Source organism: Actinomyces sp. zg296 (assembly GCF_009829695.1).
Taxonomy (GTDB): domain Bacteria; phylum Actinomycetota; class Actinomycetes; order Actinomycetales; family Actinomycetaceae; genus Actinomyces; species Actinomyces marmotae.
On sequence record NZ_VWPG01000004.1, the window covers coordinates 326,095 to 348,450 of the forward strand.

General features: G+C 72.3%; 18 protein-coding genes. 4 read left to right on the forward strand and 14 right to left on the reverse strand.

All coding sequences use genetic code 11. From position 1 onward, the window contains the following. Window positions 1–52: 52 nt before the first annotated feature. Window positions 53–1,321 carry a tRNA dihydrouridine synthase DusB gene (gene dusB / locus GVV76_RS05275; RefSeq protein WP_159523528.1) on the forward strand — a complete coding sequence of 423 codons (1,269 nt, stop codon included), beginning with the start codon at window positions 53–55 and terminating at the stop codon, window positions 1,319–1,321. Here the strand turns inward: dusB and GVV76_RS05280 are convergent. Both GVV76_RS05280 and GVV76_RS05285 read right to left on the reverse strand, forming a co-directional pair. Beyond that, entirely contained in the window at window positions 1,273–2,640 is a 1,368-nt protein-coding gene (locus tag GVV76_RS05280; RefSeq protein ID WP_159625488.1) for a YibE/F family protein, read from the reverse strand. The genes dusB and GVV76_RS05280 overlap by 49 nt on opposite strands. Window positions 2,641–2,651: 11 nt before the next feature. Continuing rightward, entirely contained in the window at window positions 2,652–4,043 is a 1,392-nt protein-coding gene (locus GVV76_RS05285; RefSeq protein ID WP_159523532.1) for a glycine--tRNA ligase, read from the reverse strand. A 254-nt stretch (window positions 4,044–4,297) separates the two neighbouring features. Here GVV76_RS05285 and GVV76_RS05290 point away from each other — a divergent pair, with 254 nt between their 5' ends. The 3 genes from GVV76_RS05290 (at window position 4,298) to GVV76_RS05300 (ending at window position 7,016) form a co-directional block, all read left to right on the forward strand. Beyond that, window positions 4,298–4,759 carry a Fur family transcriptional regulator gene (locus GVV76_RS05290; RefSeq protein WP_159523534.1) on the forward strand — a complete coding sequence of 154 codons (462 nt, stop codon included), beginning with the start codon at window positions 4,298–4,300 and terminating at the stop codon, window positions 4,757–4,759. A gap of 271 nt (window positions 4,760–5,030) precedes the next feature. Next, window positions 5,031–5,873, forward strand: coding sequence for a glutamine amidotransferase-related protein (locus GVV76_RS05295; RefSeq protein WP_159625490.1), 843 nt, complete (start codon window positions 5,031–5,033; stop codon window positions 5,871–5,873). A 12-nt stretch (window positions 5,874–5,885) separates the two neighbouring features. Then, on the forward strand, window positions 5,886–7,016 hold the full coding sequence (locus GVV76_RS05300; RefSeq protein WP_159625492.1) for a carboxylate-amine ligase: 1,131 nt from the start codon (window positions 5,886–5,888) through the stop codon (window positions 7,014–7,016). Window positions 7,017–7,035: 19 nt separating this feature from the next. On the opposite strand, the gene GVV76_RS05305 is transcribed toward GVV76_RS05300, so the two are convergent. The 12 genes from GVV76_RS05305 to GVV76_RS05360 all read right to left on the reverse strand — a co-directional run bounded on the left by GVV76_RS05305 (window position 7,036) and on the right by GVV76_RS05360 (window position 22,274). Then, a complete protein-coding gene (locus tag GVV76_RS05305) occupies window positions 7,036–7,854 on the reverse strand; it encodes an isoprenyl transferase (protein ID WP_159523540.1) in 819 nt (272 codons plus the stop codon). Between the two features lies 1 nt (window position 7,855). Next, window positions 7,856–8,602, reverse strand: coding sequence for a DNA repair protein RecO (gene recO, locus GVV76_RS05310; RefSeq protein ID WP_159523542.1), 747 nt, complete (start codon window positions 8,600–8,602; stop codon window positions 7,856–7,858). Between the two features lie 80 nt (window positions 8,603–8,682). Continuing rightward, window positions 8,683–10,473: a 2-isopropylmalate synthase gene (gene leuA, locus GVV76_RS05315; protein ID WP_159625494.1), complete on the reverse strand. Its 1,791-nt coding sequence runs from the start codon at window positions 10,471–10,473 to the stop codon at window positions 8,683–8,685. Between the two features lie 426 nt (window positions 10,474–10,899). Beyond that, window positions 10,900–14,445, reverse strand: coding sequence for a bifunctional proline dehydrogenase/L-glutamate gamma-semialdehyde dehydrogenase (locus GVV76_RS05320; RefSeq protein WP_159625496.1), 3,546 nt, complete (start codon window positions 14,443–14,445; stop codon window positions 10,900–10,902). A gap of 152 nt (window positions 14,446–14,597) precedes the next feature. After that, window positions 14,598–15,779 (reverse strand): GTPase Era, encoded by a 1,182-nt coding sequence (era, locus tag GVV76_RS05325; protein ID WP_159625499.1) that lies wholly within the window; start codon window positions 15,777–15,779, stop codon window positions 14,598–14,600. Then, the gene (locus GVV76_RS05330) at window positions 15,776–17,068 is read right to left on the reverse strand and encodes a hemolysin family protein (RefSeq protein WP_159625501.1); all 1,293 of its coding nucleotides are present in this window, start codon (window positions 17,066–17,068) and stop codon (window positions 15,776–15,778) included. The genes era and GVV76_RS05330 overlap by 4 nt, the downstream gene beginning before the upstream one ends. Next, window positions 17,065–17,517: an rRNA maturation RNase YbeY gene (gene ybeY, locus GVV76_RS05335; RefSeq protein WP_159523552.1), complete on the reverse strand. Its 453-nt coding sequence runs from the start codon at window positions 17,515–17,517 to the stop codon at window positions 17,065–17,067. Before ybeY ends, GVV76_RS05330 begins: the two co-directional genes overlap by 4 nt. Then, window positions 17,514–18,716 carry a PhoH family protein gene (locus GVV76_RS05340; RefSeq protein ID WP_159625503.1) on the reverse strand — a complete coding sequence of 401 codons (1,203 nt, stop codon included), beginning with the start codon at window positions 18,714–18,716 and terminating at the stop codon, window positions 17,514–17,516. Before GVV76_RS05340 ends, ybeY begins: the two co-directional genes overlap by 4 nt. A 118-nt stretch (window positions 18,717–18,834) precedes the next feature. Continuing rightward, a complete protein-coding gene (locus GVV76_RS05345) occupies window positions 18,835–19,704 on the reverse strand; it encodes an EamA family transporter (RefSeq protein ID WP_159625505.1) in 870 nt (289 codons plus the stop codon). A gap of 329 nt (window positions 19,705–20,033) precedes the next feature. Next, window positions 20,034–20,780 (reverse strand): ABC transporter permease, encoded by a 747-nt coding sequence (locus GVV76_RS05350; protein ID WP_159523558.1) that lies wholly within the window; start codon window positions 20,778–20,780, stop codon window positions 20,034–20,036. Further along, on the reverse strand, window positions 20,777–21,595 hold the full coding sequence (locus GVV76_RS05355; protein ID WP_235925138.1) for an ABC transporter ATP-binding protein: 819 nt from the start codon (window positions 21,593–21,595) through the stop codon (window positions 20,777–20,779). The genes GVV76_RS05350 and GVV76_RS05355 overlap by 4 nt, the downstream gene beginning before the upstream one ends. 64 nt (window positions 21,596–21,659) lie before the next feature. Further along, window positions 21,660–22,274 carry a TetR/AcrR family transcriptional regulator gene (locus tag GVV76_RS05360; RefSeq protein ID WP_159523560.1) on the reverse strand — a complete coding sequence of 205 codons (615 nt, stop codon included), beginning with the start codon at window positions 22,272–22,274 and terminating at the stop codon, window positions 21,660–21,662. Between the last annotated feature and the right edge of the window lie 82 nt (window positions 22,275–22,356).

Below are 22,356 nucleotides of genomic sequence, written 5' to 3' on the forward strand. Positions count from 1 at the left end.
CCTACGGGGTGGCGCCGTCCTCGGGGCGGTGACTCCGTGCCAGCATGGGCGCGTGACCGCCCCTTCGCACTCCCCCGCCCCGCTGCGCCTGGGCCCCATCGAGGTGCCCATGCCCGTGGTCCTCGCCCCGATGGCTGGCGTCACGAACGCCTCCTTCCGCCGGCTGTGCCGCCAAGCCGCCGAGTCCGCGCTCCCCGAGGCCGCGCGCCCCGCCGCCCCGGGGCCGATCCCCACCGATTCCGGTGGCCTGCGGGCACCCGCGGGCCTGTACGTCACGGAGATGGTCACCACCCGGGCCCTCGTGGAGCGCAATGAGAAGACCCTCGCCATGGTGCGCACCGACCCCGCCGAGCGGGTCCGCTCGATCCAGCTCTACGGCGTCGACCCCGTCATCGCGGGCAAGGCCGTGCGCATCCTCGTCGAGGAGGACCTCGCCGACCACATCGACCTCAATTTCGGCTGCCCCGTGCCCAAGGTGACCCGCAAGGGCGGGGGCGCCGCCCTGCCGTGGAAGCGGGACCTGCTCGCCGCGATCCTGCGCGAGTGCGTGAGCGCCGCGGAGAGCGCCGCCCGGGCCGCTCATCGCCCGCGGGAGGTGCCGGTGACGATGAAGATGCGCGTGGGGATCGACGAGTCCCATGAGACCTTCCTCGACGCCGCCCGCGCGGCCGAGCGCGCAGGCATCGCCGCCGTCGCCCTGCACGCGCGCACCGCCCGGCAGCACTACTCGGGTCAGGCGGACTGGGCCCGCATTGCCGAACTCAAGGAGTCCACACGCCTGCCAGTGCTGGGCAACGGGGATATCTGGGTGGGGGATGACGCCGTGCGCATGATGGCCGCCACCGGCTGTGACGGCGTGGTCGTGGGGCGCGGCTGCCAGGGGCGCCCATGGCTCTTCGCCGACATCGTCGCCGCCATGCGCGGCGAGGCCTCCCGCGCGCGGCCGGATCTCGACGGCGTCATCGCCGTCATCCGCGAGCACGCGCGGCTGTTGGCCGATGAGATGGGCGAGAACCGGGGCGTGCGCGACCTGCGCAAGCACGTGGGCTGGTACCTCAAGGGTTACCCGGTGGGCGGGGCGGCCCGCAACGCGCTCATGCGAGTGGGCTCGCTGGCCGAACTCGACGCCGCCCTGGGGGTCATGCGCTCGCACCTGCCCGCCCAGGTGCCCTACCCCGGCGAGACCGTCGAGGGGCCCCGTGGCCGCGCGGGCCATCCGAAGCGCCCCCACCTGCCCGATGGCTGGCTGGACTCCCCCGTGCTCGACGCCGATCAGGCCGAGCTGCTGGGCGAGGCCGAGTCGGACGTCTCGGGGGGCTGAGCCGGGCCGCCAGGGCCGCCAGGATCGGCCGCCCTCGCACCGGCCGCCCTCGGGCCAGCCGGGTCCCTCGCACCGGCCGGGTCCCTCGCGACGTCGGCGCCCTGCGCCGCCCCACCGGTGCGGCACAGGATGGTGGCGATGGCAGTGGTCGCGGGGATCGCCAGGACCAGACCGATGGAGGACACCAGCGTGCGCACGATCTCCTCACCGATCTCCCCGCTGAGCAGCGTGTCGATCACGGAGCGGTCGATGAGCGCGGCGGAGAGGATGAGCGGGAGCGCGGTGCCCGCGTAGGCAAAGGCGAGGGTGTAGACGGTGGAGGCGATGTGGTCGCGCCCGATCCTCATGCCGCCGGTGAACAGGCGGCCCCGGGGCATGGCGGGGTTGGCGGCGTGCAGTTCCCAGACGGCCGAGGCCTGCGTAATGGTGACGTCGTTGAGGACGCCGAGCCCCGCCACCACCATCCCGCAGGTGAGCAGGGCCCGCAGGTCGAGGTGGACGCCGGCCTCGCGCACGAGCCCGTTGAGGGTGACGGCAGTGTCGTCGACGGCGCCGGTCAGGTTGGACGAGCTCGTCCCCCACAGCGCGAGCAGCACGGTGATGATGACGCCGGTGAAGGTGCCGAGCAGCGCGGTGGTGGTGCGCACCGACACGCCGTGCGCCACGTAGACCGCCATGAGCATCATCGCCAGCGACCCGGTGAGGGTGACGGCCAGCGCGCTCTCCCCGGCCAGGAGCGCGGGGATCATGAAGCCCATGAGCACGGCGGTGGCCATGATGAGCCCCAGGACGCTGAGCGCGCCGCGCTTGCCGGCCACCACGAGCACGAGCACGAGGTAGACGGCCGCCAGCAGCCCGATCGGCAGGCCGCGCTGGTAGTCGACGAAGACGTAGGGGGTGCCGCCGGCCAGCGCCTTGGGCGTGTAGAGCACCTTCATGGAGTCACCGGGGTTGGCGACGCGGGCCGACTCGGCCGGGACGTGGACCGGCACGACGAGGCCCTTGCCGTCACCGCTGGTGATCTCGGCGCACACGGCGTCAGTGAGCAGTGAGCCGTCGGAGATCTTGCCGAGCGCCTTGGCGGAGTCCTTGCAGTCCTCCACGGAGGTGGAGGTGACCGTGGCGGTCTCGATGGAGGAGCCCGCCACGGCGAAGGGCCGCGAGCCCATGAGCGAACTCTTCCCCGGCCACAGCAGCGCCAGCCCCACGAGGGTGGCCAGGACGATCGGCACGACGATCGCGGCCAGCACGATCCTCACGCGGCGCGCCTCGCCCGCCGGGACGGGCGAGGCGCCGTGGTGGTGGGAGTGCCCCGCCATGCCGGGCGCCGTCAGCAGCCGGCGAGCCGCTCGGCCAGGTAGCGCTCGATGCCCTCCAGGGGCACGCGCTCCTGGACCATGGTGTCGCGCTCGCGCACCGTGACGGCCCCGTCCTCCGGGGAGTCGAAGTCGTAGGTGAGGCACAGCGGCGTGCCGATCTCGTCCTGGCGGCGGTAGCGGCGGCCCACCGCGCCCGCGTCGTCGTACTCGACGTTCCACAGGCGGCGCAGGCGCGAGGCGACGGCCTTGGCGGGGCCGGTGAGTTCCTCCTTGCGGCTCAGCGGCAGGACGGCGGCCTTGACCGGGGCCAGGCGCGCGTCGAGCTTGAGGACCACGCGGGTGTCGACGCCGCCCTTGGTGTTGGGGGCCTGGTCCTCGTGGTACGCCTCCACGAGGAAGGCCATCATGGAGCGGGTCAGGCCGGCGGCGGGCTCGATGACGTAGGGGACCCAGCGCTCGTTGGTGGTCTGGTCGAAGTAGGACAGGTCCTTGCCGGAGCGCTCGGCGTGGGTGGACAGGTCGAAGTCCGTGCGGTTGGCGATGCCCTCGAGCTCGCCCCACTCCGAGCCGGTGAAGCCGAAGCGGTACTCCAGGTCGACCGTGCGCTTGGAGTAGTGGGAGAGCTTCTCCTTGGGGTGCTCGTAGAGCCGCAGGTTGTCGGGGTCGATGCCCAGGTCGATGTACCAGTCGCGCCGGTAGTCGATCCAGTACTGGTGCCACTGCTCGTCGGTGCCCGGCTCGCAGAAGAACTCCATCTCCATCTGCTCGAACTCGCGGGTGCGGAAGATGAAGTTGCCCGGGGTGATCTCGTTGCGGAAGGACTTGCCGACCTGCCCGATACCGAAGGGGGGCTTCTTGCGGGCCGCGCTCATGACGTTGGCAAAGTTGATGAAAATGCCCTGGGCGGTCTCGGGTCGCAGGTAGTGCAGGCCCGCCTCGTCATCCACGGGCCCGAGGTAGGTCTTGAGCAGGCCGGAGAACTCGCGGGGCTCGGTCCAGCTACCGGGCTGGCCGGTGACGGGGTCCGGCACCATGTCAAGGGTGATGGTCTCGGGGTCGAGGCCCTTGCGCTCGGCGTACTCCTCGATGAGCTGGTCGGCGCGGTAGCGCTTGTGGGTGTGCAGGGACTCCACGAGGGGGTCGGTGAAGGCCCCGACGTGCCCGGAGGCGACCCAGGTCTCGCGGGGCAGGATGACCGAGGAGTCCAGGCCCACCACGTCGTCACGGGAGCGGACCATCGCCAGCCACCACTGCTTCTTGATGTTCTCCTTGAGCTCGACACCGAGCGGCCCGTAGTCCCAGGCGGAGCGCGTGCCGCCGTAGATCTCGCCGCAGGGGAACACGAAGCCACGGCGCTTGGCCAGGTTGATCACGCGATCGAGTGTGGAGGAGTTCTGTGCCACCGGGTCTCTCCTGAATCATTCCGTCGTTGTCCGCACCTGGATGGTGGGAACGAGTGCCGACAGTCTAAGCGCTGCGGGGCCCGGCGACGCCCCGCCCAGCCGGGCGGGCCAGCAGCCATGATGAGGATCGCCGCATGGGCGCGCCCGTCGGTGAGATGATAGGGCGGCAGGTGCCGGGCGCGCTCCCCCGCCGGGCTCCTCGTACCCCTTGAGCACCGGCGCGATCGCGCCGCCGATGAGAAGCGAGGCCCGTTGTGAGCAGGACGGCGAGCGGCACCCCCTCCAGGTCCACCGCGGGCTCGACGGCGGCCAGGCCACGCGCCACGCGCCAGCGGGCCGCCGTCGCCGGGATCCTTCAACGCACCACCGAGTTCCGCTCCGCCCAGCAGATCCACGCCGCCCTGGAGGCCGAGGGCACGAAGGTGGGGCTGGCCACGGTCTACCGAAATCTCACGGCCCTGGCGGACAGCGGCCAGGTGGACCAGGTGCGCAGCGCGGATGGCGAGATCCTCTACCGCTCCTGCGAGCGGGTGGGGCACCACCACCACATCGTGTGCCGCGTTTGCGGGCACGCCGAGGAGGTCGCCGGCGACGAGCTCGAGGCCTGGATCGAGAGGGTCAGCGCGGCCGCCGGGTTCACCCAGATGGAGCACGTGGCGGAATTCTTCGGGCTCTGCCGGGACTGCTCGGCGCGCGCCGAGGGCGCCCCGTCCTGAGCGGGGCGGCGCCGGGCGGCGCGGTTTCCGACCCCGATCGTCCCGGTCACGATCGCGCAACCCCTCACCCGCTCCCTCAGCCGCGCCATGGCGCTGCCCACGGGCATCACCGTGGCGTCCCACGTGGCCGGACTCGCCATCACCGCCATCATCCCGGTCTCGCCAGGAGCGATGCTCATCGTCCTCCTCGTGGGCGGATGCGCCCTCACGGCGCTCATCGATGCGATGATCTCTGCTGTTCGCCCCGCAACCCGCCATCAGGAGGCAGTTGATGATCGACGAGCGCCTGGGCCATTCCCCCCGCGCTGACAGCCCCGTCCCCGCGCGCCCCCTGCTCGTGGCCGTGTGCCGCGAGCCCGGGCCCATCGCCGACGACGAGCTCGCCACGCTCATCGAGTGGGGCGGCCTCGACCCCGAGCGCGGCATCGAGACCATCCACCTCCTGGAGGCGGGCGCCCCCGAGCCCGAGGACATCGACCTGGACCGCTACTGGGCGGTGGCGATCACGGGCTCCCCCTTCGGCATCCGCCCCGATCCGGCCCACGACGCCGCCCATCCTCCCGCCGGCGGGCTGGCGGCGCTGGAGCGCATGCGCCGCCGCGTCGTGGCGCTGGCCGCCAGGCTCGTGGCTGAGGACCGGCCCACCCTCGCCCTGTGCTTCGGCCTCCAGGCGATCGGCCTCGCCCTGGGCGGCAGCCTCACGAGCGCCCAGGGCGAGGACCTGAGCGCGCCGCACCTGAGCCCCACCGAGGCCGGGCTCGCCGACCCGGTCGCGGGCAGGCTCCCCGCGGCGCTGCGGGGCTATGTGGGGCACGCCGACTCCCTCGCCCTCGGGCCCGATGGCGCCCTTCCCGGCGGCGGGACGGTCCTGCTGACCGGCACCACCTGCCAGGTGCAGATGGCCCGCTGGGGCGAGCACGTCTACGGCACCCAGTTCCACCCGGAGATCACCACCGAGGGCATGCGCATCCGCATCGCCCAGTACGGGGGCGCCTACTACCCACCCGAGGAGCGCGCCGCCGTCATCGAGCGCTGCGACAGCGCTGACGTCACCGGCGCCAACGCGCTGATCACCGCCTTCGCCAGCCGCTACGCGCACATTCCCGCCGTGTAGGAGGGACCCGCCATGTCCCTGAGATTCGCCGCCTCGGCCCGCTCCACCATCGGGGTGGAGTGGGAGCTGCAGATCATCGACCCCGCGACGCTGCGCCCCATGCCCTGCGCCCCGGAGATCCTCGCTGAGCTCGCGCGCGCCCACCCCGCCCATGGGCGGATCCATGCCGAGATGCTGCGCAACACCCTCGAACTGGTGAGCAGGCCCCGGCGTACAGTCGCCGGCTGCGCCGAGGACATGGGCATCGCCCTGGACATGCTCGCGCCCTTCGTCGAGGCGCATGGGGCCGTTCTAGTGGGATCGGGCACGCATCCCTTCGTCTCACCGGCCAGTCAGGGCGTGTCCGAGTCCGAGCGCTACAGCGCCCTGGTGGACCGCACCCAGTACTGGGGCCGGCAGATGCTCATCTTCGGCACCCATGTGCATGTGGGGGTGGAGGATCGGGCCAAGGTCCTGCCCATCGGCGAGCACCTGCTCGCCCACCTGCCCCACTTGCAGTCGCTGGCGGCGGCCTCGCCGTTCTGGGATGGGGAGGACACCGGCTACGCGGACAACCGCGCCTGGATCTTCCGCCAGCTGCCCCACGCGGGCCTGCCGGACTGGCCGGGCGACTGGGACGGGCTGGAGGACCTCACGGAGTCGATGATGCGGGCCGGGGCGATCAAGAGTTTCAACGAGTTGCGCTGGGATGTGCGCCCCTCCCCCGGTTTCGGGACGATCGAGGCCAGGATCTGCGACGCCTCCTCCAACCTCCTGGAGGTGCGGGCGATCGCCGCGCTCACCCAGTGCCTCGTGGAGTCCGCCTCACAACGACTCGATGAGGGGCTCCCCCTGGCCCGCCTGCCCCGCTGGTTCCTGGCGGAGAACAAGTGGCGCTCGGCCCGTTACGGGCTGGACGCGACCATCGTGACGAGCCCCGACGGCGAGCAGGCGCCCTTGCGCCGGTCCCTGAGCGCCCTCGTCACCGAGCTGGAGCCGGTGGCGCGGCGACTGGGGTGCGCCGATGACCTGGCGCTCGTCGAGGGGATCCTCACCGGCGGCGCCGGGTACGAGCGCCAGCGGCGGACCCGTGACGATTCCGATCTGAGAGGCGTCGTCGAGCAGCTCATCGGTGAGATGAGGGCCGGGCGCCCGCTGCCCTGAGGCGGCGGCCGACGCGGCTCTACCGACCGCCCTCCGGCTCACCCGCGACGGCGTCGATCGCTCCTCCGAAACGGCGGTTCCTGGAAGCGTAGGCGACACAGGCCCGCCACAGCTCGGCCCGATCGAACTCGGGCCAGGGCAGATCGGTGAAATAGAGCTCGGCGTAGGCCGAGGACCACATGAGGAAGTTGCTCGTGCGCTGCTCGCCGGATGTGCGGATGAAGAGGTCGACGTCGCGCATGGCCGGGGAGTAGAGGTGGCGCTGGATCGTCTTCTCCGTGATGGAGCCCGGCTTGAGGCGCCCGGCGGCGATCTCCTCCCCGATGGCGCGGGCGGCGTCGGCGATCTCGGCTCGGCCGCCGTAGTTGAGGCACATGTTGAGCACCATGGTGGAGTTGCCCGCGGTGATGCGCTCGGCGCGGCGCACCTCCTTGAGGACGGACTTCCACAGCTTGGGCTCGCGGCCGACCCATCGGACCCGCACGCCCCAGGCGTTGAGGTCGTCGGTCTGGGCGCGCAGGACGGTGCGGGTGAAGCCCATGAGGAAGCGGACCTCGGCCGGGCTTCGCCGCCAGTTCTCCGTGGAGAAGGCGTAGACGCTCATCTCCTTGACGCCGAGCTCGACGCCGCCGGCGATGACGTCCATCATGGTGGCCTCACCGACCCGGTGGCCCTCGGTGCGGGTCAGGCCCCGGCTGTTGGCCCAGCGGCCGTTGCCGTCCATGACGAGGGCGACGTGCTCGGGGAGCGCAGCCGCGGGGATCACCGGGGGAATGAGCCCATCGCGGTGCAGCGGAACGGATTCGGGCGCGGCGGTGGGATCGGGGGCGGGAGGCATATCAGGCTCTTTCGACGAGGGCGAGGGAGCGCAGGCGGCGCTCCAGGTGCCAGGTGGTGTAGGCGGAGACGAGCCCGGAGGCCTGGGCCCGATCCCGGGTGGTCGAGGCGTCGGCGAGCTGCCAGTCGCCGGAGAGGAGAGCCCCCATGAGCGCCATGGCGCTGGGGTCGATGGTGACGCTCCCGGCGGGGCGGCAGCTCTCGCAGGCGGCACCGCCGGCCTGGACGTGGAAGGCCGTGTGAGGCCCGGGGGCGCCGCAGACGGCACAGTCGAAGCACGACGGCGCCCAGCCGGCCAGGGCGAGGGCGCGCAGGAGGTAGGAGTCGAGGACGAGGCCGGGGGCGTGGCGGCGCCGGGCCAGGGCGGCGAGGGCCCCGTAGAGGAGGAGGAACTGCTGGGGTGATTCGCCGGTGCCGAGGTCGCCGTCGTCCTCGGTGAGGCGCTCGGCGGTCTCGGCCATGGTCTGCGCGCAGGTGAACATGGCGTAGTCGGTGGCGATGGGGCGGCTGAAGGGGTCGATGGTCTCGACCTGGGTGACGACGTCGAGGGTGCGGCCGGCATGGAGCTGGACGTCGATCATGGAGAAGGGTTCGAGGCGCGCGCCGAAGCGCGAGGTGGTGCGCCGCACACCCTTGGCGACGGCCCGGACCTGTCCGTGGTGTCGGGTGAGCATGACGATGATGCGGTCGGCCTCACCCAGCTTGTGGGTGCGCAGGACGAGGGCCTCGTCACGGTAGAGCCTCTGCACGGGCCAGATCCTCTCACGCGCCGCGGCCCCCGGGGGCGAGGCGGGGCACCGCGCCCCCGGAGGCCGCGCGGTGGGCGGCCTCAGCGCAGGGCGCGGTTGACGGCGGAGATGATCGCCTTGAAGGAGGCGGTGGTGATGGAGGGGTCGAGGCCGACGCCCCACAGGACCTGGCCGCCCACCTCGCATTCGACGTAGGAGGCGGCGGTGGCGTCGCGCCCCTCGGACAGGGCGTGCTCGGCGTAGTCGAGGATGCGGATGGACACGCCGGTCTGCTCCAGGGCGGTGGTGAAGGCGCCCACGGGTCCGTTGCCGGAGGCGGTGAGCAGGCGCTCGTCCCCCTCATCGGTGAGCGTGACGGTGAGGATCGCGTCCTCATCCTGGGTGGAGGTGAGCGTGGCGCCCTTGAGCTCGAAGCGTCCCCAGGCCGCCAGGCCCTCCAGTCCGTCACGGTGGATGACGGCATCGATGGGCAGGTACTCGTCGGCAAAGATGCGCCAGAGCAGCGTCGCGTCGATCTCGCCGCCATAGGTGTCGGCGTGGCGCTGGATGATGCGGGAGAACTCGATCTGGAGGCGGCGCGGCAGGTCCAGGTTGTGCCTGTTCTTGAGCAGGTAGGCGACCCCGCCCTTGCCGGACTGGGAGTTGACGCGCACGACGGCCTCGTAGGAGCGGCCGACGTCGTGGGGGTCGATGGGCAGGTAGGGCATGGACCAGGGCACGGCGGTCTCCGCGGCGTCGTCCTCAAGCCCCTCAGCGCGCCGGGCCTCGACGGCCTTGGCGCGCGCGGCGAAGCCCTTCTTGATGGCGTCCTGGTGGGAGCCGGAGAAGGAGGTGTAGACGAGGTCCCCGGAGTAGGGCGTGCGCGGGGGGACGTCCATCTGGGTGGAGCGCTCGACGACGCGGCGCACCTCATCGATGTCGGATAGGTCGAGCATGGGGTCGATGCCCTGGCTGAAGAGGTTGAGGGCCAGGGTGACGAGGTCCACGTTGCCGGTGCGCTCGCCGTGCCCGAAGAGGCAGCCCTCGACCCGCTGACCGCCCGCGAGCAGGCCGAGCTCGGCGGCGGCCACGCCCGAGCCGCGGTCGTTGTGGTTGTGCAGGGAGAGGCAGACGTGCTCGCGGTGGGACAGGTGGCGGCTCACCCACTCGATCTGGTCGGCGTAGACGTTGGGGGTGGCGCGCTCGACGGTGGCGGGCAGGTTGAGGATGATCTCGCGGTCCTCATCCGGCTCCCAGGCGCCCATGACGGCCTCGCAGACCTCCAGGGTGTAGTCGCGCTCGGTGTCGACGAAGATCTCCGGGGAGTACTCGTAGCCGAAGATCGTGTCCTCGGTGAGGACCTTCTCGGCACGGGCCATGACCATGCGGGTGCCGTCGACGGCGAGCTCGCGGATGTCGTCCTTGCCCATGCGGAAGACGACCTCCCGGAAGAGGGGGGAGAGCGCGTTGTAGAGGTGGACGGTGGCGCGCGGGATGCCGACGCAGGCATCCAGGGTGCGGTCGATGAGGTCCTCGCGGGACTGCGTGAGGACGGAGATGGTGACGTCCTCGGGGATGGCGCCGTCGTCGACGAGGCTGCGCACGAAATCGAAGTCGGTCTGAGAGGCGGCGGGGAAGCCGACCTCGATCTCCTTGAAGCCGATGCGCACGAGGAGGTCGAAGATGGCGCGCTTGGCCTCGGGCCCCATGGGCTCGATGAGGCTCTGGTTGCCGTCGCGCAGGTCGGTGGACAGCCAGCGGGGGGCGGTGGTGAGGCGCTTGGTGGGCCAGGTCCGGTCCGGCAGGTCGGTGATGACGGTGTCCTGGAAGGGGCGGTACTTGGCGAAGGGCATGCCGGAGGGCTGCTGGGGCGCGGGGAGAGCGGTGCGCATGGGTGAGCTCCTGGGGTCAGTGGTGGCGATCGGGCGCGCTGTGCGCCCGGCGGCTGGCAACGCGGATCGCCGCGGTCGGGGTGCCGGCCTGTCAGGCCCCGCCGCGGCGGCTAAGCAGGAGGCCGCCGCCCGGGCGCAGGGCCCGGCTCCGCGCTGGCATCACTGCTGGCATCGCTCGCTTCACTGGCATGGTCATGACCGTACTCCATAAGCGACGCCCCGTCAGGACAAACCACACTCCGGACCCGCCGCCCCCCTCGCCGAGACCGGTCGAAAACACGAGCGAGACCGGTCGAAAACACGAGCGAGACCGGTCCGCAGCGCCCTCGCGGCCCAGGAACCGCCTGGGCCCGGTGCTGCGCCCTCGAACCGCAAGGATGAGGGCGCAACGCCGGGCCGAGACCGCGGAGCCGGGCCGGGGGCCGCTCAGATGAGGCCGGCGGCCAGGTCGAGGGGCGTGCCGAAGCGGTGGGCCGTGATCGCAACCGACTGCTCGCGCAGGAAGGGCAGCAACTCGGTGTGCGGGCAGGGGGTGACCTCCCCCGTGTAGAGGGCGACGTCGGGACTGCCGCTGGTCAACGACGTCGCCTCCTCCCAGACAGAGGCCTCGGCCACGCCGCGCGGGGCGAGGATGCGCACGCGCGTGCCCAGGGTGTGGGAGGCGCCCAGATCCGCCAGACGGGCGGACCACACCCCCTCGGGCTCGAGCTCCACGCGCACGCCCGCCGCCTGGGCCGCGGCGGTCAGGCCCGCCTGCAGTGGCGCCTCCACGGAGAGCTCGACGTCGGCGCCGGCGAGCACGCCCGCGGCGAGGACGCGCACGAGGTCCACCGTCTCCACCCCGAGCACGGAGCGCACGATGACGGGGGTGGGCCGGTAGCGCAGGATGTTGCGCTCGCAGGCCAGCCCTGTGACGTCGAGCGCCTGGCCGTAGCGCTCCCGCCAGGCGGCGGCGTCTGCGGCCAGGGCGCGGCGCAGCCAGGCGGCGTCGGCGCGGACGAGCTCGTGGCGCACAGCCTCGAAGAGCCCCGCGACGCGCTCATCGACGTCGGACAGTGAGCCGCTGGCGACCTCAGCCTCGGCGTCCTCGGCCCGGGTGACCTCCCCCAGGCCAAGCAGGTAGGAGGGACCGCCGGCCTTCGTGGTGGCGCCGATGGCGGAGCGCTTCCAGCCGCCGAAGGGCTGGCGCCGCACGATGGCGCCGGTGATGCCGCGGTTGACGTAGAGGTTGCCGGCCTCGATCCCGTCCAGCCACTGGGCGAGCTCGGCGGCATCGAGGGTCTGCAGCCCGGAGGTCAGCCCGTAGTCGACGGCGTTGACCACCTCGATCGCCTCGGCGAGCGTGTCCACCCGCATGATGCCGATGACCGGCGCGAAGTACTCGGTGAGGTGGTACTCGCTGCCGGGGGCCACGCCGGCGCGGATGCCCGGCCGCCACAGGCCCCCTCCCAGATGCTTGGGGGCGAGCACCCAGTGCTCCCCGCTGCCCAGGGTGGTCAGCCCCCGCCGCGCCTTGGGGTCATCCGGGACGACGACGGGCCCCACCTGGGCATCCAGGTGCTCAGGCCCCTTGACCCGCAGGGAGGCGGTGGCGTCCACGAGTTGGCGGGCGATGCGCTCGGAGCGGCCCGCCGAGCCGACGAGCACGAGGAGGGAGGCGGCCGAGCACTTCTGGCCGGCGTGCCCGAAGGCCGATGCGACGGCGTCGCGCACGGCCAGGTCGGGATCGGCCGAGGGGGTGACGATGATGGCGTTCTTGCCGCTGGTCTCCCCCAGCAGGCGCATGGAGGGCTTCCAGGAGCGGAAGAGGCGGGCGGTGTCGTAGGAGCCGGTGAGGATGACCCGCTCGACACCCTCATGGGTGACGAGGTGCTGGGAGACGTCACCGTCCTCAATGGGGGCGAGCATGAGGACCTCCCGCGGCACCCCGGCGGTGTGGAGGGCGCGCACGATCTCGGCGCCGCAGCGGCGGGCAGGCGGGGCGGGTTTGAGGACGACGGCGCTGCCCACGGCCAGGGCGGCCACGACTCCCCCGGTGGGGATGGCCAGCGGGAAGTTCCAGGGCGAGGCGACGACGGTCACCCGCGCGGGGGTGAAGCGGGCGCCGACGAGGTGGTCAGGATCGGCCACTTCCAGGGCCATCCGCGCGTAGTGGCGGCAGAAGTCGATGGCCTCGCTGACCTCGGGGTCGGACTGGTCGATGGTCTTGCCGGTCTCCGCGGCGGCCACCTCGATGAGTTCGGCCCGGCGGGCGGCGAGGATGTCGCCGGCATGGTCGATGATGGCGGCGCGCTCGGCGGCGGGCCGGGCCGCCCACGCCTTGTGCGCGCTCGTGAGAGCGGCGATGGCGCTGTCCACGTCCTCGCTGGTGGCCAGGAAGGCCTCGCCGGAGCGCACGTCGTCGATGCCGCGCTTCGAGCCGGGGATGGCGGCGGCGATGCGGCGCGCCCATTCGCGGTTGGCGGGCAGGGCGGGGTCGGAGTCGGTGGCGGGGACGTACTCGGGCAGGGGGCCCGGGGCGGGTGGCCCGGCAATGGGGGCTCGCTGCTCGGCGAGGCGGTCCTGGGCGCGTCGGGGCGCGGGCACGGGGGCGCCCGGATCGAGGTCGGCCAGGGCGTCGAGGAAGCGCTGCTGCTCGCGGGCGAAGACGGCCGGGTCGGAGGCGAGGTCGAAGACGCCCGACATGAAGTTCTCGGGGGCGGCGTTCTCCTCCAGACGGCGCACGAGGTAGGAGATGGCGACGTCGAACTCGCCGGGGTCGACCACCGGCACGTACAGCAGGAGCTGGCCGACGTCCCGGCGCACGACCTCGGCGATGCCGGTGGCCATACCGGAGAGCATCTCGAACTCGACGTCGTCCTGGGCGCCGCGGGCCTGACGCAACTCGTAGGCGAAGGCGATGTCGAAGAGGTTCTGGCCGGCCACGCCCAGGCGGATGTTGGCCAGGCGCTCAGGCATCATCGCCCACTCAAGCATCCGCTTGTAGTTGGTGTCGGTGGCCTGCTTGCTGGGCCAGGTGACCGGCTCCCAGCCGTGGATCTCGGCGTCGACGCGCTCCATGGACAGGTTGGCGCCCTTGACGATGCGGACTTTGATGCGGTGCCCGCCGGAGGCGACGCGGGCGGCGGCCCACTCCTGGAGGCGCGCCATGGCGGCCAGGGAGTCGGGCAGGTAGGCCTGCAGGACGATGCCCGCCTCGTAGTCGCGCAGGTCGGGTTGGTCGAGGATGGCGGTGAAGACCTCGATGGTCAGATCGAGGTCCTTGTAGTCCTCCATGTCGAGGTTGAGGAAGGTGCCGTGGTCGCGGGCGGCGCGGTACAGGGGCGTGAGGGCCTCGACGCCGTGGGCGACGACCTCCTCATGACCCCAGGGGTTGTGGGGGCCGGTGACGGCGGAGACCTTGACGGAGGCGTAGTCGACGTCGTCGCGCGTGACCAGGCCCATGACCTGGGTGAGGCGCCGCTCGGCCTCCTTGTTGCCCAGGACGGCCTCACCCAGGAGGTTGACGTTGAGGCGGTTGCCGCCCTCGCGCAGGCGGGCGAGCGCGGGGCCGAGCCCCGCCTCGGTGGCGTCGACGACGAGGTCGCCGACGAGCTCGCGGAAGGTGCGGCGGGCGATCCTGGCGGCGGTGCGCGGGGCGAGGCGCGCCACGCGCCCGCCGACGCCGGTGGCGGCGCCGAGCAGTTTCGGCAGGAAACTGGTGCGCTTGGCGGCCAGGCGGGCGAGCGCGGCCCCGGCGACGTCGAGATCGGCGGGGCGCACGACGTCGTCGGTGAAGCGGGTGGTGAACTCCAGGCCATCGGGGTCGGCGAGGATGCTGGCCAGGAGGGAGGCGCTGCGAGGGACGGGCTCGTGGGCGGAAGCGTCGGCCCAGCGGCGGGCTCGGGCGGTGGCGCGCTGGCCGATGTCCCATAGGTCGTCGGGGCAGGCGCGGGCGGGGCCGGTCGGGGCTGGGCTGTGCTGGATCGCCATGTGCGGCTCGCTCTCACTCGATGATCAGGGGCTGATCCAAGTGTGCGACACGGCGTCGCGACGCGCAGGGCTTTCGGCCGTGATCGTCTCGGGTTCTTGCCCGGGCGCCCCCGAGGCGCCCCTCGGCGGCGCCGGGACCCCTGGCCGCGCGGCTAGAAGCCGAACTTGGCCAGGGCCTTGGGATCGGACTGCCAGTCCTTGGCGGTGCGCACGTGGAGGTCGAGATAGATCTTGCGGCGCAGGTAGTCCTCGATGCCGCGGCGGGCGCGCACGCCGATCTCCTTGAGGCGGGCCCCGCCCTTGCCGATGACGATGGCCTTCTGGGAGTCGCGCTCGACGACGAGACTGACGCGCACCTGCATGCGGTTGCCCGCGCCTTTGACGGGGCCCAGGCTGCCGGGCGTGGTGCCGCGCGGGTCCATGACCTCGTCGACGATGACGGCCAGGGAGTGCGGGAGCTCGTCGCGAACGCCCTCCAGGGCGGCCTCGCGGACGAGCTCGGCGATCATGAGGTCGCGGGGCTCGTCGGTGATCTCACCGGTGGGGTAGAGCGGCGGTGAGAGGGGCAGGTGACCGGCGAGGACGTCGGCGAGGACGTCGATCTGCTCGCCGCGCGCGGCGGAGACGGGAACGATGTCCGCCCAGTCGCCGAGTTGGTCCACGGCGAGGAGCTGGGCGGCCAGGGCCTCCCTGCCCACGGTGTCCGCCTTGGTGACAACGGCGACGACGGGGGCGCGCGACTCGGCGATGTCACGGGCGATGAAGCGGTCGCCGGGCCCGATCTTCTCATCGGCAGGGATGCAGAAGGCGATGACGTCGACGTCGGTGAGGGTCTCGCGGACGAGGTCGTTGAGGCGCTTGCCCAGGAGGGTCTTGGGGCGGTGCATGCCGGGGGTGTCGACGAGGACGATCTGGGCGTCCTCGCGGTGGACGACGCCGCGCACGTTGTGGCGGGTGGTCTGGGGGCGGTCGGACATGATGGCGACCTTGGTGCCGACCAGCGCGTTGGTGAGCGTTGACTTGCCGGTGTTGGGGCGCCCGATGAGGCAGGCGAAGCCGGCGCGGAAGCCCTCGGGGCGGGCGGGCAGGGAGAGCCCCGCGGCGGCGGCGGTCGCGCCAGCCGGGCCCTCTCCGTCGGCGCCCCCGGCTCCGTCATCGGTGAGGTCGATGCCCGCCAAGGCGTTCTCACCGGCCATGAGCTCGGCGTCGGAGGGGAAGCGGATGGGCGCAGCGGGCGCAGCGGGCGCAGTGGGCCCAACGGGCTCGGTGAGCTCAATGGGCTCAGTGATCTCAGTGGTCTCGGCGTTGCCGTTCTCGGTGCTCTGGCCGGTCATGGGCGGTGATCGCTCTCGTCGTCGTGGGTACTGGGGGTGCGGGTGGCTAGGAGGGTGGCGACCTGGCGGCGCCTGCCGGAGGCCTCGCCGGCGGTGAGGCGGATGCCCTGCCAGTCGCCGACGGCGCCGGGAAGGGGCACTCGGCCGATGGCCTTGGTGAGCAGGCCGATGGCGGTGTCGACGTCGTCGTCGTCGATCTCAAGGCCGAAGAGCTCCCCGAGCTCATCGAGGCCGAGGCGCGCGGGGACGCGGTAGGCGCCGTCGCCGAGGTCCTCGACTTCGGGCTCGGCGTGGTCGTGCTCGTCGGTGAGCTCTCCGACGACCTCCTCCAGCAGGTCCTCCATGGTGACCAGGCCGGCGATGCCGCCGTATTCGTCGACGGCGAGGGCCATGTGGGAGCGGCCGGACTGCATGTCGCGCAGGAGGTCGTCGGCGGCCTTGGTCTCGGGGACGTAGACGGCCTCGCGGGTGAAGCCGACGACGGCGCGGGTCTCGTGCTCGGGGTGCTCGGCGAGGCGGCGCAGGACGTCCTTGAGGTAGAGGATGCCGCGCACGTCGTCGGCATCGTCGCCGATGATGGGGACGCGGGAGTACCCCGAGCGGATGAACAGGCGCATGGCGGCGGCCATGGGCTCATCCTCCTCCATGGTGACCATGTCGGGGCGGGGCACCATGACCTCGCGCACGAGGGTCTGGCCCAACTCGACGACACTGCGCATCATCTCGCGGTCCTCGTCCTCGATGGACTCCGATTCGCCGATCTCGTCGATCATCTCGCGAAGGTCCTGGGTGACGGCCTCACGGGCCTCGGCCTCGGTGAGGGTGGAGGCGCGCCCGAAGCGGGACTCCAGCCAGCGCCAGGGGGCGCCGAGGGAATCGACGCGGCGCAGGAGGCCGGCGAGGACGAGGAGGGCCCCCTCGGGGTCGCGGCGCCCGAGGCGGCGCGGGGGGATGCCCACGACGAGCCCGAGGAGGACGGCGTTGACCCCGGCGGCGGCCAGGAGGACCTGCCACCAGGAGGTGAGCAGGCCGGCGGCGGCGAGGGTGACGAGGACGGCGGCGAGCATGTCGACGCCGATGCGCGCGGCGCCGATGGTTCCCAGGACCTCGCCGCGGCGCTCGGCGAGGGCCAGGACTCCGGCGGCGCCTCGACGGCCATCCTCGACGAGGTCCTCAGCGGCGGCGCGAGTGATGCGGGCCAGGGCGGCCTCCCCGGCGGAGAGGGAGGCCCCCAGGGCGAGGATGAGGACCGAGGCGGTGATGAGCAGGGCGACGGGGGTGCCGGTCATGCGCCCCTGCTCGCGAGGAAGGTCAAGAGGAGGGTGCGCTGGAGATCGAACATCTCCTTCTTCTCCTCGGGCTCGGCGTGGTCGTAGCCGAGCAGGTGGAGGATGCCGTGAGTGGCCAGCAGCAGCATCTCCTCGACGGCGGAGTGCCCCGCGGCGATGGCCTGCTTGGCGGCCACCTGGGGGCAGATGACGATGTCGCCAAGGGTCCCGGCGGGCTCGTCCTCGTCGCCGGGGCGCAACTCGTCCATGGGGAAGCTCATGACGTCGGTGGGGCCGGGCAGGTCGAGCCAGCGGACGTGGAGCTCGGCCATGGGCTCGGGGTCGATGAAGAGGATGTTGAGCTCGGCCAGCGGGTTGACGCGCATGGCGGTGAGCACGTGGTCGGCCAGCGCGGCGAACTCGGCGCCGTCGATGGCGACCTCGGTCTCGTTGTTGATTTCGGTGGTCATGCGCGGCTCCTGGCGGGGGCGTGGTGGGTGGGGCGGGCGGCGCGATGCCCGCGGGAGCGGCGGGCGGCGCCCCCGGCACTGTCGGTGGGGCCATCGTGGTTGGCCCGCAGGGCCTGGTCGGCGGCGGTCTCGGCGTCATAGGCGGCGTAGGCGTCGATGATGCGGCCCACGAGGCGGTGGCGGACAACATCGGCGGCGCCGAGCTCGCAGAAGGAGACGCCGTCGACGCCGTCGAGGATCCGGCGCACGACGACGAGGCCCGAGGGGCGCGAGCCGGGCAGGTCGATCTGGGAGACGTCCCCGGTGACCACCATCTTGGAGCCGAATCCGAGGCGGGTGAGGAACATCTTCATCTGCTCAGGGGTGGTGTTCTGGGCCTCGTCGAGGATGACGAAGGCGTCGTTGAGGGTGCGCCCGCGCATATAGGCCAGGGGCGCGACCTCGATGGTGCCGGCAGCCATGAACTTGGGCAGGGCCTCGGGCTCGAGCATGTCGTGCAGGGCGTCGTACAGGGGCCGTAGGTAGGGGTCGATTTTGTCGGTGAGAGTGCCGGGCAGGAAGCCGAGGCTCTCGCCGGCCTCGACGGCGGGGCGGGTGAGGATGATACGGGAGACCTGGTGGCGGGCGAGGGCGTCGACGGCCTTGGCCATGGCGAGGTAGGTCTTGCCGGTGCCGGCGGGGCCGATGCCGAAGGTGATGGTGGCGTCCTCAATGGCGTCGACATACTTCTTCTGCCCCAGCGACTTGGCGCGTATGGTGCGGCCCCGCGCGGTTAGGACGTCCTCGGCGAGGACGTCGGCGGGGCGCGCGGCGGCCGCGAGGAGGCCGATGGCCCGCTCGACCGCGTCGGCGGTCAGCGGTGTGCCGGCGCTCGCGACGTCGACGAGCTCGGAGAGCAGGAGGACGACGGTGTCGACGACGGCTGGATCACCGGTGACGCGGATCTCGGAGTCCCGCACGAGGATATCCGCGTCGGGGAATCCTCTCTCCACGGCGCGCAGGACCTCGTCGCGCACGCCGAGGAGGGCGACGAGGGCGAGATCGGGTGGCAGGACGAGGGAGCGGGTCACCTCCGCGGCGGAGGCCGTGGGCGCGACGGCGCCGGGCGAGCCGGGGCGCGCGGCGGCGCCGGGGCTGGCTGGCGAGGTGGTCCGCGGCGCGTGGGGGGCCGCTACTGGGTCGATGGGCGCGTTGGTCATCGCGGCAGATCCTACCGGGGCGGGCAAGGGCGGGCGGGCAAGGGCGGGCGCAGGGCCCGCCCGCGCGGGGCCATCCCCACGGCGCGCGAGCGGGCCGGATCGGGGCGCGACCCGGGCGCTACAGCGCCATCGCGAGCGTGCCGGCCACCAGCATGACGAGGCCGCCCAGGTAGCGACGGCCCAGCCGCTCGCGCAAGACGAGCACGGAGAAGGCGACGGTCACGAGGATGCCCAGCTTGTCGATCGGCACGATGACGCTGGCCGGGCCGTCCTGAAGCGCCCGGTAGAAGCAGAGCCACGACGCCCCGGTCGTCAGCCCCGAGGCCAGCACCAGCGCCAGCTCGCGCCGGGGCAGGGCGCCCAGGGGGCGCCATCGGCCGCTCACGGCGACCATCGCCCATGCCATGACCAGGACCACGGCCGTGCGGATCGCCGTGCCCAGGCTCGACTCCACGCCGACGATCCCGAGCTTGCCCAGGATCGCCGTCAGCGCCGCGAACACCGCCGAGCCCAGCGCGTGGGCCAGCCACCCGGGGGAAGCGCGCCGCCCGGGAAGGGTCCTCGCGTCGTCGGCGCGCTCCAGCATGAGCAGCGTTCCCACGACCATGAGGACCACGCCGGTGCCCCCGAGCGCCGTCAGCGGCTCGCCCAGGAGGACGATGGCGAGCAGGACCGTGAGCACGGTGCTCAACTTGTCGATCGGGGCGACCCGCGAGGCCTCCCCCAGCTGGAGGGCCTTGAAATAGCACAGCCATGAGGCCCCTGTGGCCAGCCCGGAGGCGACGAGCCAACCGAGGGTGGCGGCGTCGATGCTCGCGATCTGGGACTGCGAGCCCCGCAGGAGCACCATGGCGACGGCGGCGGCCAGGACCACGGGGGCGCGCAGGGCGGTGGCCAGGGTGGAGTCGATCTGCCGGATGCCCGCCTTGGCGAGCACCGCCGTCAGCCCGGCGAACAGGGCCGAGCCGCAGGCGAAGACGATCCACATGCGCCCAAGGCTAGCCCGTTACCTTGTTGGTGGTCGCGAGATGAGGCTCATGACCGGGCCAGCGGCGGTCGGCATGATGTCTTGCCCCTGACGCTTAATTGTCCGGGGGAGTCACCGGCCGCTGCGGCGCGCGCGGCCCCGGCGCGCGCGCGAGCACGAGCCGGGCCGGATCCCGCAGAAACCGTCTCACCCCGCGCAAACCGTCTCACCCCGCAGATACGCCCTCAAACTACGAGAATGAGGGCGCAAGGCCGGGCCGAGACGGTATCTCTGGGCCCGGGCGGTATCCCCGGGCCCCCAGCGGACTCACCGGCGACACCATCCGGCCCTCAGCGGGTCCTGCGGGGCATCGTCAGCGGGGCGGCGGTGAGCAGCACGAGGCCGATGACCGCCAGTATGACGATGTCCATGACGAGGCCCTGCGTCACCGCCGCCCCCGCCTGGACCTCGCCGACGGCGTTGACCGCCCAGCTCATCGGCAGGACCTGGCTGACCGGCTCCAGGGCCGGCGGCAGCTGGCCGCGGGGGACGAGCATCCCGCACAGGAAGACCTGCACGCCGATGAGCAGCGGCATGAACTGCACCGCCTGGAACTCCGTGCGTGACAGCGCCGACACCAGCAGCCCCATCGCCACACCGACGAAGGCGTCCAGCAGCGCGGTCAGGATGATCCACGCCCAGCTCCCCGCGATCGTCACCCCCAGCGCCCAGGCGCACACCCCGAAGAGGACGAGCGCCTGCCCCACCGCGATCACCGTGAACGCCGTCGCGTAGCCCATGAGAAGGTCGGCGCGGTGCAGGGGCGTCGTCCACAGGCGCTCCAGGGTGCCGCTCACGCGCTCCTGGAGCATGGCGATGCTCGTGACCAGGAACATCACGGCCATCGGCAGGATCGCGATCATCTGCACCGCCACCCGGTCGAACAGCGCGTCCCCGCCCGGGAAGTCCTTGTAGACGAAGTACAGGAGCGTCACCAGCAGGGCGGGGACCGCCATGATGAGGGCGATCGTGCGCCTGTCATTGAGCAGCTGGCGCAGGACCCGCCGGACAGTCGTGGCGTAGGTGCGCAGTCTCATCGCTTCGTCTCCTTGCTCGTGGCGGCGCCGGCGATCGTCGCCGCTCCGGCACCCTCGGCCGACTCGGCCTGGCGGATGATGGTGAGGAAGGCGTCGTCGAGCCTCTCGACGCCGGTGCTGGCCAGGAGGTCCGACGCGGTCGCCTCGGCCAGGATGCGGCCCTCACGCATGAGCAGGACGCCGTCGCAGCGGAAGGCCTCGTCCATCACGTGACTGGAGACGAGGATCGTGGTGCCGCCCTCGGCGATGCGGCGGAAGGCGGCCCACAGGTCCTCCCGGGTCACCGGGTCCAGGCCGACCGTCGGCTCGTCGAGCACCAGCAGCTCCGGAGCCACAACGAGCGCGCAGGCCAGTGAGACCCGGTTGCGCTGCCCGCCGGAGAAAGTGGAGACCGGCCTGTCGGCGATATCCGCGATGCCGACCTCCGCCAGGACCTCATCAACCCCCCTGGCACGCGGCCCGGCCAGGCGGGCGAAGTAGGCGGTGTTCTGGCGAGCGGTCAGGTTGGGGTAGACCGACGCCTCCTGGGTGAGGTAGCCGATGCGGCCACGCAGCGGCTTGCTGCCCGGCGCGGCCCCCAGGACCTCCAACTCCCCCGAGTAGCGCTGCACGCCGACGATCGAGCGCATGAGCGTCGTCTTCCCGCAGCCCGATGGCCCCAGCAGGCCGGTGATGGATCCCGGGGCGAGAGCCAGGTCGAGCCCGTGGAGGATCTCGTTGCCGCCGCGGGTGACCACGAGGCCGGAGGCGCGCACAGCGGGCGCCGACGGCTCTGGCGCGGGTCCCCCTGATGAGGCGTTCTCGTTTTTCATCATGTGATGAATATAGGGTCGCGGTCCCTCATCGTCAAGAGTCATCACTGGGGCCCGCCGCTGGTCGTCAGGCGGCCGACGAGGGCAGATCCCCCGTCGCGTAGCGCTGGATCGTGGGCGCGATGAGCGCCACCGCCTCCTCGATGCCGAGTGAGGCGGCCTGATCGAGACGGGCCATCCAGCGCGTCACGCCGAATCCGATGAGCTGGCTGGCGATGAGCTGGCCGCGCAACTCGGGCCGGTCCGGGGCGAGTTTGTCCATGATGCTGCCCAGGATGCCGGTCGCGATGAAGTCGCGGAAGGGCGCCAGGCTCTCGTCATCGCTCATGGCGGCGCGGATGAGGGCGGAGAAGCGATCACCGCCGAGCCCGTCCCACAGCCCCACGAAGGAGCGGACGATCCCCTCCCCCAGCTCCTCGGGAGCGAGGCGGGAGATCGCCTGGGCCCGCTCGGAGATGCCGACGGCGCCGGTCCCGGCCGCCGACGCGACGACGGCCTCGGCGAAGAGCTCGGCGCGATCCCTGAAGTAGTGGTGGACGAGGGCGGGATCAACTCCGGCATCCCGCGCGACGCCGCGCAGCGAGGCGCGGTAGCCGTCCCTGGCGAATGCCGCGCGGGCGGCGGCGAGGATCGCCTCGCGCGCGTCCGGGCTCCCGGCGGGCCTGCGCCCGCGCGGGGTCATCGCCGCCTCCCCGCGGGTGATAGCAGCATCGACAGCATGGCCGCAGTATGCCCCATGGGCGCTAGCAGACGCCGAGCGGCCC

Excerpts from the sequence above, each read along its gene's own strand:
- era (WP_159625499.1), bottom strand. The coding sequence starts at position 15,779 with ATGACCGGCCAGAGCACCGAGAACGGCAACGCCGAGACCACTGAGATC.
- leuA (WP_159625494.1), bottom strand. The coding sequence starts at position 10,473 with ATGCGCACCGCTCTCCCCGCGCCCCAGCAGCCCTCCGGCATGCCCTTC.
- GVV76_RS05355 (WP_235925138.1), bottom strand. The coding sequence starts at position 21,595 with ATGATGAAAAACGAGAACGCCTCATCAGGGGGACCCGCGCCAGAGCCG.
- GVV76_RS05350 (WP_159523558.1), bottom strand. The coding sequence starts at position 20,780 with ATGAGACTGCGCACCTACGCCACGACTGTCCGGCGGGTCCTGCGCCAG.
- GVV76_RS05300 (WP_159625492.1), top strand. The coding sequence starts at position 5,886 with ATGTCCCTGAGATTCGCCGCCTCGGCCCGCTCCACCATCGGGGTGGAG.
- GVV76_RS05280 (WP_159625488.1), bottom strand. The coding sequence starts at position 2,640 with ATGGCGGGGCACTCCCACCACCACGGCGCCTCGCCCGTCCCGGCGGGC.
- GVV76_RS05345 (WP_159625505.1), bottom strand. The coding sequence starts at position 19,704 with ATGTGGATCGTCTTCGCCTGCGGCTCGGCCCTGTTCGCCGGGCTGACG.
- GVV76_RS05295 (WP_159625490.1), top strand. The coding sequence starts at position 5,031 with ATGATCGACGAGCGCCTGGGCCATTCCCCCCGCGCTGACAGCCCCGTC.
- ybeY (WP_159523552.1), bottom strand. The coding sequence starts at position 17,517 with ATGACCACCGAAATCAACAACGAGACCGAGGTCGCCATCGACGGCGCC.
- GVV76_RS05305 (WP_159523540.1), bottom strand. The coding sequence starts at position 7,854 with ATGCCTCCCGCCCCCGATCCCACCGCCGCGCCCGAATCCGTTCCGCTG.
- GVV76_RS05360 (WP_159523560.1), bottom strand. The coding sequence starts at position 22,274 with ATGACCCCGCGCGGGCGCAGGCCCGCCGGGAGCCCGGACGCGCGCGAG.
- GVV76_RS05320 (WP_159625496.1), bottom strand. The coding sequence starts at position 14,445 with ATGGCGATCCAGCACAGCCCAGCCCCGACCGGCCCCGCCCGCGCCTGC.
- GVV76_RS05330 (WP_159625501.1), bottom strand. The coding sequence starts at position 17,068 with ATGACCGGCACCCCCGTCGCCCTGCTCATCACCGCCTCGGTCCTCATC.
- GVV76_RS05340 (WP_159625503.1), bottom strand. The coding sequence starts at position 18,716 with ATGACCAACGCGCCCATCGACCCAGTAGCGGCCCCCCACGCGCCGCGG.